Raw genomic sequence first — 10,404 nt, 5'->3', positions numbered from 1 at the left:
CGGAGCGTGGGAACGAGAAGCCGCGCCGTCGGCGCTTAACTTAATGGCATTGGGTTGCAAACCCCGTCCCGCTCGGGAATGACCGCGACGACCGGGATCGGCTCGGGGATGACGGCACCGCGGATGATGACGCCGGGCTTGAGTTCTGTGACTTCCATTCGTGTATTATACCGCTCACGTCAGACCGAAGGAAACGCGTGTGTCCAGTCCCGATCCGCTTGCCGCCGCCCTCGCGCCCATCACGACGCTCGTCACCGATTGGGCGCTGTGGATGATCCCGCTCGTGCTGCTCCTGGTGGCCCTCCGGTCTTTGCTGCTGCCGAAGCTGCGGGGGATCTTGGGCGAGCGGCGGGTCGGGGCAGTGCTGGAGCGCTTTGGAACCGAGTGTCTGCATGATGTCATCTTTCCGGACGGTCGCGGCGGTTTGACCCAGGTCGATCATGTGGTTCTGACGGGTGCCGGTCTGGTGGTCGTCGAAACCAAGAATTACCGTGGGTCGATCTTCGGGCAGGAGGGCGAGGCGCAGTGGACTCAGCGGCTGGGGCGTCAGAGCTTCCGCTTCCAGAACCCGGTGCGGCAGAACTATCTCCATACCCAGGCAGTCAAGGCATTGGTGCCGGGTGTTCCGGTCCTTGGGTGGGTGGTGTTCACCGATAGTGCCCGTTTTCCGAAAGGGAAGCCGGATGGTGTCTCCAGCCTGCGCGACCTGCGTCGGGATCTGCGCGATAAGCTCGGTGATGCACCGCCTTCCGCTGCGTTGCGCGCCGCCTGGGAACGGTTGAAGGGGCGTGCCGATCAGAGTCAGGAGGCACGGAAAGCCCACTTGGACGCGATTCGTGAGCGGCGGGGGCCGGATCGCGGCAGACGCGCCGCTTGGGTTATGCTGCTGCTCTCGGTCCTGTCGCTGGCAGTGCTCGCCCTGCGGCCAAGCAGCAGGGTGACACTACCGGTCCAGGCGTTGCCGACGGCGGTTGTCGGCGGCGCACCCGCGGTAAGCGTTCCGCCGACGGCGGTTGTCGGCCATCTCCCACGGCAAGTCGCCACGGCGCCACAGCCATCGACGCCTGCTCCCTTGGCGTTGTCCAGTCAACCGAACGCTGACCGTGTCGACTGCAACAGTGCCATCGCGGCAGTCCTGGTCGACAATAGCGCGGCGAACCGCGGCCGGCGTGACCGGGTCTGCGGCAAGCCGACGCCCGAGCCTACGAGTACAACCCCATGATCGGCAAAACCGTTGCTCAACGCACCTATCTGCACATCAGTTGTCTGGAGACGGCGGGCGCCGAATTAGCCGCCTGGGTCGCGGAGGCGGAGTGCCGCGCCGGGGTCCGTCGGGCGGAGGATTTCAATGTCGTGCGGTGCGATCTGGCCGGGGGACAGATCGCGCTGCTCAACTATCCGACCTTTTTCGATGAGGCTTTCCCGGCCCTGGCGACGAGTTGGCTGGTGGATCTCAATGCCGGCACCGTTGGTTACCGGACCTATGCCGATTCGCAGAATCCGCCGATCCTGCACCGAAAGGAACTCCTGTTGCCGGCCGATCACCCGCGGCGGGAGGACTCAGCGGCGCTGACGCTGGCTTGCGAGTCGATCGGGCTTTTCGACCAGCCGACGCGCATCGGCTACCGGCGCCAGTGGTTGGATCTGGTGCGGGAACGGGGCTATCGCATCGACGGACTGGCCCTGCTGCCGGTGGGTAACGATGAGGGAGACGACGACCAGACGGTCGAGGGGTTGGCTGCCGACGGCCCGCCAGTCAGTGAGGCTCCGGTGCCCGATGGTCAGGGCGGGGGTTGGCAGGCGGCCCGCCAACTGACCGCACTGGTGCGCTACGGCCTGTCGGCACCGATCCAGGCGCTCGCCCGCCACGGCTTTCTGGATGGGCGTCTGGCTCTCTTCGATTACGGCTGCGGGCGCGGCGATGACGTGCGTGCCCTGACGGCGAACGGCCTGCAGGCGGCCGGGTGGGACCCCTTTTACGCCCCGGAGCAACCGCTGCGCCCGGCGCCGCTGGTCAATCTCGGGTTCGTCATCAATGTGATCGAGGATCGCGAGGAGCGCCTGGAGGCCTTGACCAGTGCGTGGTTGCTGACTGAAACCCTCCTGGTGGTCGCGGTGATGCTGGCCAATCAGAACGCTCCCCGCGGAACCGGCTTCGCCGACGGGGTCCTGACCCGGCGCGGGACCTTCCAGCGCTATTACACCCAGACGGAGATTCGCGCCTATCTGACCCAGGCGCTGGACGAGGAGCCGATCCCGGTGGCTCCGGGGGTGCTCTTCGTGTTTCGGGACAAGGACGCGGAGCAGCGCTTTCTGATCGAGCGTTATCGCAGTCGACGCAGCCCGCTGTCATTGATCCCGGCGCGGCCCCGCCCGCCGCGGCCGGAGCGCAACGCGGAGCGCCTGCCCCAACCGGCCCCTGACCGGTTGGCCGAACGCTACGCGGCGCATCGGGAGCTGCTGGATCGGCTGTGGAGCCGGTGGCTGGAACTGGGGCGCCCGCCGGAGCCGGACGAGGTCGGGGCGGATCTGCCCGCGCTCATCGAGGAATTCGGTACGCTCGCCAAGGCGCTGCGCTTCCTCGCCGGTCAACAGGATCCGGACCTCTTGGCGCGCGCCGAGGCGGCGCGGCGGGCGGACTTGCTGGTCTATCTGGCGCTCAATCAGTTCGAGCGGCGCCGTCCCTACAAGCATCTGGAGCCTGGCTTGCAGCGCAACATCAAGATCCTGTTCGGTGATTATGGGGCCGCGCAGCAGGCGGCGCTCGCACTGCTGTTCACGATCCGCGATACCCAGGCCATTGCCGACGCCTGTCAGGAGGCCGCGGCGCGCGGTCTGGGTTGGCTGGAGCCGGGCGAGTCGCTGCAACTCCATGTCGCGTCGGTCGAGCAATTGGCGCCGCTGCTGCGGGTCTACGTTGGCTGTGCGGCCGTGCTCTACGGCGACTACCGCGACGCGGACCTGGTCAAGATCCATATCGGCTCGGGCAAGCTGAGCCTGCTGCGCTATGACGCCTTCGTCACGTCGCCATTGCCGCGCCTGCTCGAACGCGTGAAGATTCGGTTGCGCGAACAGGACATCGATTTCTTTCTCTATGGGGACAGTACCGGTTACCCGGCGCCCTATCTGTATCACAAGTCGCGCTATATCAACGAGGAGTTCCCACACTACCCGGAGCAGGCGGCCTTCGAGGAGACACTGGATACGCTGGCGCTGTGCGACCTGTCGGGATACGGTCCGAGTGCCGCGAAGTTCGATGAGATCCTGGCCCGCCGCCGTTGGGTGATCGATGGTTTCGACCTGCGCCGACCGGACACCGGTCCGGACCTGGATGCGCCGTGCGGGCGCTTCCTGACCTTCCGCCAATTGATCGAATGCGGCGAGACCCAAGGCCGCACCGGGCTGCCCAATCTTCCGCGCCGGATGGACAGCTTCGACGCCTTGCAGGATTTGGCCGAGCAGGTGCTCGACCCGGTCATCGATTGGTTCGGCATGATCCGTTTGACCTACGGTTTTTGCTCGCCGGAACTGGCCCGTGAGATCACCGGCCGCATCGATCCCCGGCTCGATCAGCACGCCGCCCACGAGCACAACCGCCTGGGAAAACCTATCTGTTCGCGTCAGGGCGCCGCGGTGGATTTTCTCGTGGAGGACGAGGACATGGCCGAGGTCGCCCGCTGGCTGGCGCAGAACACCCCCTTCGACCGCCTTTATTTCTATGGCGCCGACCAGCCGATCCATGTGAGCTTCGGACCGGAACACAGTCGCCAGGTGGTGCGGATGGTGCCGACCGCGAATGGGCGGCTGGTACCGCGGGTGGTGAAGGCGGGGGAACTCACTGGAGCGGGTTGATTCTGGCGCCGCATGACACCCCAGCGACCTGCTTGGTCCATCAACCAGAGCGGGGGCGTCCAGCCGTCCAGCAGATCGCCGGCGGTCTCGCTGCGGCTGCCGTCGGCGTCGAGTTGCAACGAGAAAGCTACTGATTCAGGATTGCCCGCCAGCCCCCGCGGCTTGGCATGCAGTCCCAGCAGAACTGCAGGTAGTCAGGATCGCAGGCGTTACCGATTCCATCATGATCCCCGTCCGCCTGATCGCGATTGGCAACGAGCGGGCAGTTGTCCGCGCCGTCGGCTTTGCCATCCGCGTCATCGTCGGTGTCGGCATTGTTGCCGATGCCGTCGTGGTCGGTGTCGAGCTGTTCGCCGGGGTCGAGCGGGAAGGCATCCTGGGCGTCCGCGACACCGTCGTTGTCGTCATCCGGATCGGTCGCATCGGGGATGCCGTCGTGATCGTTATCGGGCTCGGGCTCGGGCTCGCCGGTCACGACGGTTCCGGTGAGGTTGCCGGCGGCATCGTAAGCATAGTCGATGCCTCGACCGTTGGAATAAGCCACTTGGACCAGACGGTTGAGCGCGTCGTAGCGATAGCTGAGCGTTCCGGCGTAGGGCAGTTGGGGAAGCAGTAACGCCAGCAGTCCTGCAAGCGTTGTGGCCCCGATCTTGTTCAGATTCATTCAGTTTGCTCCAGTGGCGGGTGGCCATGCGTGCAAGGCGCACTCTTGGTGCCAACCCGGGATTGGGTGGGCATATCGTTTGTGGCTACGCGCGCCGGGTACTGCCAGCGATACCGATATCATCAAGAGATTCCCGCGTCCCGCCCCAATCCATGGGAAACAGCTCCGCGGTTACGTCGCGGTAAAAGGTCGAAAACGGCCAATCGACCACCTGCGCCACCTATCCATTCGATTGCCTCACGTAGTTATTGCCGTCGTTCTGCATTCGTCGGAAACCGCTGGCGCGGGTAGATCAACACCGTCAAGTAGCAGGTACCAGCCGCAACCACCGCCCGCGGATACCGTGACATTCATCTCTCCGAACCATCCTCCACGCGACACCCCGGAGTTGCACCAGTCGCCCTTATCCAATCGAGACACGCCATCCGCCGTCACATGATCGCCATCACGTAGGGTGGGTAGAGCGAAGCGAAACCCACCGAATCCCTACCCATCTTACCTTGCTGTGGACGATGGGTTTCACGGCCAATCGGTTTCAGTGCAAATCATCAACGTCATCGCGTGACCGTTCTACCCATCCTACCTTGCTATCGGAAGTGGAAAAATTTGAAAATCAATAGGCCTGCTTAACAGAGAATAAGTCGTTCAAAAAACGACCAGTTAATGAGGTAATACTCATGATTGTGTTGACGACTCTCGCTCCATAGTGGACTACTTTTAGAGATGTTTTCTGATCACCACTGGCTTCGCTTTCTACTCTATTGAAAGCACTTATTATGTTACTTTTCATAACGCCATTTAAGTCGGAAAAACCCCTTTTGCATGACTCATAATCTTCTCCGGAAAACTCACTGGCTAATGTGCACTCGATAGTACCGTCAGAAACTCCATTCCCTGAAATAAACGCATCGGAAACGGAAAAAATGTAATCAACTGGGTTAGATATACAGCCCAAATTGTCAACTGAATCCAGTGCATGAACGCAGCGATCATATTCGTCTCTTGAGAATACCCCTTTATCCATAGCTTTTTCACAAAATTCTTTTGTTGCGTAGGAAGCAAAATCTATCGCTTTACCAGCTAGCTTATCCATGAAATAATCCTTCTCTATTTTGCTCAAATAACCACTTGGGTCCACATTTGCAATCGGATTCCCCAACGTATACGCATACCGATTCAAAGCCTGTGGCGTCAGTATATCCCCAGATAACGCATCCAAACTCACAAACCGCATAATATCTTCCTTATAATACCGCGCCCGCATGTAATGCAGTCCATTGCCATCATCCATCACGCCATGCTTGCCGACAAACCGGAACGGATTCGGAGTGCTGCCCTGGCTCGTCGTATGCCCATAGGGCGTATAGGCATAGCGATCGGTCACATTGCCACTGGCATCGGTCAGGGCCAGGGTATGCCCGGTCGGGTCGAAGTGGTAATAATGACTGGTTCCTGCTGCATCGATTTGCGACACCAGACCTTCGCCATAAATGTAATAGCGGCTGATCGCGCCCTGCGCCGTGGTCTCGGCGACCACATTGGGTAAAGATGCCAAGGGGTCGATGACATAGCGGGTCTCGACACCGCTTTGAATCTGACTGATGCGGTTGTCGTTCAGGTCATAGGCGTACTGGCTCAAGGTCGTCGCGCCGCGCGTGATCCGGCTGATGTGATCCTGGATATCGAATTGATAGCTCGTTTTCACACCATTGGCGTCTTCCTCGATGATCCGACCAGAATCGTCATGCGTGTAGGTCGTGCCCGGCGCCGTCCTGAGCCGGTTGGTGTTGTCGTACGTCATGAAGTCAATGCCAGCCGGCAAGGTCGGCATGAGCGGCAGATCGACCGTCGCCTCGGTAATATTGCCGGCAGCGTCCAGGGTCAAAACATGGGTGCTGATGACGCTGTTATTGGCCTGAAGGTTTTGCAGTTGAACCAGGCGTCCCGCGTCGTCGTATTCAAGATGGGACTTGGTGGCGTTGCCATTGAGGATGTCAGTGACCTGCCCAGCCCCATTACGGGTGTAGCGCGTCGTGTTGTTGAGCCAATCGGTCAGGCTGTGTAGGCGGTCGGCATCGTCATAGCTGTAGCTGACGGTCTTGTTGCCCGGATAGGTCAAGCGGCTGCGGTTGCCGGCCAGGTCGTAGGCATAACGCAGGGTCTGGCCGCTTTGGTCGGTGACACTGGCGATACGGTTGATTTCGTCATAGGTGTAAGCGATGGTCTTGCCGCCGCTGGTCACACTGGTGACATTGCCGTTGGGGTCGTAGGTATAATCGATTTGACGGGTGATGCTTTGATTGGTGGCTATCTCGGTGCGCTGGGTGACCCGTCCTAGCGCATCGAAGCGTTGCCGGGTCTGCTCTCCGTTGGGTGTCGTCTCACTGATCCGGTTGCCGGCAACATCGTATTCATAGACCCATTGCTGTCCATCGTGCAAGGTTGTCGATACGCGCTGATTCAGTTCATCATATGTATAGATGGTGGTATGTTCTGCGGGATCGGTGACCGTCAGCAGATTCCCGTTGCCATCGTAGGTAGAGCGGGTCACCTGCTCATCTTGCCGGGTCTCGGTCAGATGGCCCGAGGCGTCATAGCTGTAATCCGTCACATTGTTGCGGGCGTCGCGATGGGATCTGACCTGTCCGTTGGGATAATAGGCCCAGACTTGTTCATTGCCTTTATCATCTAGCTGCTGCGTCTTGCGATTGAGGGCATCGTAGGCGTAGGTTAGCTTGTGGCCGCCGCCATCGGTGACCGTCGCTACATTGCCGTTGGGGTCATAGGTATAGGTCGTGGTCTCGTTCAGCGCATTGATCTTGTCGGTGACCTGACCGCGAGCATCGTAGTGGGTTGTCGTCGGTTTCCCGCGCTCGTTCGTCACGGTCGCCAGGCGCCCCATGGCGTCATAGGTGTAGCTGCGCAGATGCGGCACCCCGCCAACCACGTAGCGTTCCTCTGTCTTGCGGTTGAGCGCGTCGTAGACATAGTCTGTGCGATGACGGCGCGGATCGGTGGTCGACAGCAGATTGTCGCTTGCGTCGTACTCGAAATGGGTGGTGTTATCGATGCCAGGTGCCCGTTCGGTCTTGGTCAGGACATTGCCGTGCGCATCATAGGTGTAAGTGGTGCGCAGGCCGGACGGCGAGATCTCCTCGCTCAAGCGTCCAAGTTTGGTGTCGTCGTCGGCGTTGTCATAGATGCGCTGAGTTTGCCGATTCAGCGGCTCGGTGATGTTCGTGACATGGCCAAAATCATCGTGGTCATAACGCGTGGTGTTGTTGAGCGGATTGGTTTGCTCGGTCATCCAATCGTTGTCGGTGTCGAAAAGCCGGCTGGTGATGTAGCCACTTGGATCGGTGGTGCGACCCGCCTGACCGGTGCGGCTAAATTCGCCGAACTGGCTGGCCGGCACGCCCGGTTGCTGAGCCGAGGCGAGCACGCTCAAGTTGTACGTATCGGGAATGGCCTGATAGCTCGCCAGGTATTGGTTCTCATCAGCATCCGTGACCGTCGCCGGGCGGTTGCGGGCGCTGCCGTCGTAACTGATGTCGGTGCTATGGCCTTTTGGATCTATAACTTGTTCGACCAATGCGGTTTCCGCCACATGCTGACGGTCTTGCAGAGCCTTATACCCTTGAGTCCTCACATATTCGGCGGCATTGACGATATCCAAACGCTTCTCGACACGGGTGCGCTGGTTGTCCAGGATGAAGGCCACGTTGCTATTGACGCCATTCACCGCGGGCTGCCGGATTGCAGTGGTTTCCCTGAGGTAAAACGGCGAGCCGACGGTATCGATAAAGGGATAGGAGAACGCGGTCACAGCATCGGCGCCATCCGTCAGCCGTACCACGCGCCCTTGGGTATCGTTCTTGCCAAAGGCCGTAAAGGAAACCAGGGCATAGTCGATGGTCATTTGCTCATGACCGCGGGGATCGATAATGCTCGCCAGGCGGTAACGGTCATCCCCCGTCGCGCCGACATAGGTATACCGATGATGATCACCGCGCATGTTACGCACATCGGTGATCATGCCATTGGCATCGTAGGTGTATTCCACAAAGCGGCCGGAAAAATCGGTGACGCGCTGAATGCGATGATTCGCGTAGCGGGTGATGGCATATCCTCGCCCGTTCGCATCGGTGGCACCGACCAGGTAGTTGCCGCTGGCGCTGTAGTGGAAGGTCAAGACGTTGTCGACGCGGTCGTCGATGCTCTTCAGACGCCCCGCCTCGGTGGAAACCGGAGAGGCAAAGCGATACAGACGGTTTCCCTGGGTATAAAGGACGAAACTGCCGTCCGGGTCTTCGATCAGTCGGTCGAAGTTGCCGGGGTTGAGCGTGTACCAGAGATTGTCCATATCCTTATAGAAAAACTGCGTGTGCCCGTCTTCGCGCGGACCGATGGTCACTTGACGCTGATAACTGCCGGCCACGAAGGTGGCTTTTGCCTCGTAGGCAAAGGTCCAGGGTCCAAGTGCCAACGCGTTATAGGCACGGCTGAACGCGAATGCCGGGCCTTTGCCATCGACGCTCATGTCGGTAGCCGCCAGATGGTAGTTGCCGTTGCTGACATCCACCTGCTTGAACAATTCACTACCGCCGCCGGTGACGGCCGGGTCCCCATATCCACTGGGAAGGGCCACCGCTGCCAGGCAGGACGCCAGGGTACAGGTTTGCGGTGCGGTATAGCTTCCCACCAGGGTGTCGTCGCTCCTGCCTGCACCATTCAATCGAAAAACTCCGGCTCGAAAGGAACGCAAGCCGGGTTTGTCGAGAACATAATCGGCGGCATAGACATTGTTGCTCTGGTCTTCCAGCGCCAAATGCCAGCCGTCTTGATCGGCTTCAAACCACCCACCCTGCTGATCGTCGAAGTTCACGAAGACGCCGTAACCGTCCGGCAGCGGCTCCGACAAGGTGACGGTGAATCTCAGGCCGGTTTCGGGGATAGTTCCCTCGCCTACTACAAAGTTGCTGATGGTAGAATAAAGTTCTCTCACTTCTGCTGCTGAGAGGGCGCGGTTATAGATGCGCAAATCATCTATAGTTGTTATTCTGTCGCTACTACTTTTCCACTCAGGAATATCTGTGCCATTTTGAGTACATCCTGAGCCTCCTACTTTTATACCGCTTGTACAATTAGCGGTTCCAGACCAACTAAGAGGTTGATAATTAGGAAAAGAAGAAGACTCAAGTAAATTAGAATCAATGTAAATACTGATCTTTCCTCTTTCTAAAATACCGACGATGTGATGAAATTGACCGAAATCAAAGTTCTCTGGAATAGGTACGTTCAGTCCATTATAAGCCCCCCAGTTATAAAAATAACCTAACGAAATTTTGTCCATGTGTAATGTAAAGTAAAACCAACCATCATCAGTTTGGCTACTATAAATGTATGTATCTCCTCTTGTTAGCTTGATAACTGAAGCAATTGTAACAGCATCAAAAGGTTTAGGTATCTGTGAGAAACCATTTCCATTTTTTAAAGTAACCCAGTTACTTTGACCGTCATATAATAATATACCTTGTCCAGATGGGGTATTAACCCATGCTCCACCTTTTGTTGATCCATGATTGCCATTTCCACTTTCATCATTTGCATTCCCATTAAATTGATAATGAGCCACTAGGCCGGCGTTAAGATCGGCAAAGGCAGTATTGCTTGCCGCTAGAAGCATCATGAGAATCAACGAAGTCGTTGTGAATGTTTTCATCTGCGTTTACGTTTATTGTGAGAAGCCCAGTAGTTTTATTAAAAAATATGGTTTATGGTGCAATGCTTGCTAGAGTCACAAGTCACAATTTGAGAAGCCATATATAGTTTATGGCGCACTCCTAGTTCGAATATCAGTCCTTGTAGAAATGGAGCGCCAAGCTTTA

5 protein-coding genes are annotated in these 10,404 nt (G+C 58.4%); 2 read left to right on the top strand and 3 right to left on the bottom strand.

Going from position 1 to position 10,404, the window contains the following annotated elements; genetic code table 11:
• Positions 1-35: 35 nt before the first annotated feature.
• A complete protein-coding gene (locus QZY03_RS02090) occupies positions 36-158 on the bottom strand; it encodes a hypothetical protein (RefSeq protein ID WP_295577779.1) in 123 nt (40 codons plus the stop codon).
• A 41-nt stretch (positions 159-199) separates the two neighbouring features.
• On the opposite strand from QZY03_RS02090, the gene QZY03_RS02085 reads away from it, so the two are divergent.
• Together QZY03_RS02085 and QZY03_RS02080 are read left to right on the top strand one after the other, a co-directional pair.
• Complete coding sequence (locus tag QZY03_RS02085; RefSeq protein ID WP_295577776.1) at positions 200-1,222, top strand: nuclease-related domain-containing protein; 1,023 nt, start codon at positions 200-202, stop codon at positions 1,220-1,222.
• The gene (locus tag QZY03_RS02080) at positions 1,219-3,852 is read left to right on the top strand and encodes a DNA phosphorothioation-associated putative methyltransferase (RefSeq protein WP_295577774.1); all 2,634 of its coding nucleotides are present in this window, start codon (positions 1,219-1,221) and stop codon (positions 3,850-3,852) included. The genes QZY03_RS02085 and QZY03_RS02080 overlap by 4 nt, the downstream gene beginning before the upstream one ends.
• A gap of 127 nt (positions 3,853-3,979) precedes the next feature.
• On the opposite strand, the gene QZY03_RS02075 is transcribed toward QZY03_RS02080, so the two are convergent.
• Together QZY03_RS02075 and QZY03_RS02070 are read right to left on the bottom strand one after the other, a co-directional pair.
• The gene (locus QZY03_RS02075) at positions 3,980-4,516 is read right to left on the bottom strand and encodes an RHS repeat domain-containing protein (protein WP_295577772.1); all 537 of its coding nucleotides are present in this window, start codon (positions 4,514-4,516) and stop codon (positions 3,980-3,982) included.
• A gap of 613 nt (positions 4,517-5,129) precedes the next feature.
• The gene (locus QZY03_RS02070; RefSeq protein ID WP_295577770.1) at positions 5,130-10,238 is read right to left on the bottom strand and encodes an RHS repeat-associated core domain-containing protein; all 5,109 of its coding nucleotides are present in this window, start codon (positions 10,236-10,238) and stop codon (positions 5,130-5,132) included.
• Between the last annotated feature and the right edge of the window lie 166 nt (positions 10,239-10,404).

Source organism: uncultured Lamprocystis sp. (genome assembly GCF_903933125.1).
Lineage (GTDB): Bacteria > Pseudomonadota > Gammaproteobacteria > Chromatiales > Chromatiaceae > Thiodictyon.
Note: the sequence above shows the minus strand (reverse complement) of the source record. Positions and strands in the feature narration are given on the sequence as shown.